Raw genomic sequence first — 1,236 nt, forward strand, 5'->3', positions numbered from 1 at the left:
TGTGCCTGCACGCTCGGGGGCTGTGGGGTCTGCGTCTGCGCCGGCGTCTGCTTGCCCTGCGTCGGCGTCTGCCCAGCCCCGGTCTGCACCGGTCCGTTCCGCGCCTGCCCGTCCGACACCGGCGCCTGCGACTGCTCGTTCCGCACCCGCATCTGTTCCTCCGGAATCAGCCCGTCCCGCAACCATTCCGGCGGCGGTCCTCCCAACCCCGGTGTCCCCGCCTGCGCAGGTCCGTGACACCTGCGCACCGGCCCGCCTCGCGCCGGCGCCCGTGTGTCCGGCTCCCGTGCCTGTGCCGGGACAGGCGGCAGCTCGACCTGCGACCGTGTCTTCGTCCCCGCCGGATCGAGACGCGTGCGCACCAGTGCGCCATGCATCCGCTTGCTGCCCCGTGCGGACGACGGTCCGTTCCAGGTCAGCGGTGACTTGTGCCGTCTCGGTGCGCCCTCGTGCGGGGCGCCGAAGTCCTCGCGGACGTGCTCCGCCTGAGACCCGTTGAGCTGCAACCAGCACAGTCCACGGCCGCCTGGCGACCCGAGCGCCGGACATCACCGTCAGAAACGAAGGGGGTTTGCCGGCACGGCAGCGACGACGCGTTCGAATCACTGTCCACTCGCGGTCCACCGCCGCAACGGGCGGCCATACGGCATGCCCAGACGGCGTTGCCCGGTCGGCCCGAGCCGCGGCGACGCGTCAGCGGACCTGGTGGCCCGCCTCGTGCAGTGAGGTCCCCACCTCGGCCCTTCGGCTGCGTGCTCCAAGTGCGGTCAGGCCGTGACGGCGTGTGGTTCGGCGGTGTGCCCGGGTGTGGTGCTCGTGTTCGCCGTCGCGATGCACGACCGGCCGGGGGCCGCCACCTTGAGGATCACGAACAAGCCGCCGCACTGCTGCGTGGACCGCCGCATCCCGCATCTGGGCGAAGCGTTGCAGCGCACGGGGGCGCCCGGCCCGCTGCCGCTCCTACGTGGCTTCGCTCCTGCGTGCTGCCGCTCCTGAGTGGCGTTGCTCCTGCGTGCCTCCGCTCTAGCGTGCTTCCGCTCCTGTGTGCGTTCCGGCGAGCATCTGCGCTGGACGTGGTCATGGCCGGGTTCCCGCGCGGCACGTTCACGGTGCGGTGGTGCGCGATGTGCCGGCCCGCGGTCCTCGCGCCGGCGCCGGCCTGGTCGCTGTTCGCGCAGCGTGGTGTCCGGCATGGGCGGTCCACGGTGTAGGTGTTCCGCGTATTCCTGCACTGGC

1 protein-coding gene is annotated in these 1,236 nt (G+C 72.3%); it reads left to right on the plus strand.

Translation table 11 applies throughout. The features are described 5' to 3' along the window. Positions 1 to 1,079 precede the first annotated feature (1,079 nt). Positions 1,080 to 1,211, plus strand: a complete 132-nt coding sequence (locus ACFPIJ_RS64075; protein WP_380129370.1) for a hypothetical protein — start codon at positions 1,080 to 1,082, stop codon at positions 1,209 to 1,211. Positions 1,212 to 1,236 lie beyond the last annotated feature (25 nt).

The organism is Dactylosporangium cerinum (assembly GCF_042653625.1).
Classification (GTDB): Bacteria; Actinomycetota; Actinomycetes; order Mycobacteriales; family Micromonosporaceae; genus Dactylosporangium; species Dactylosporangium cerinum.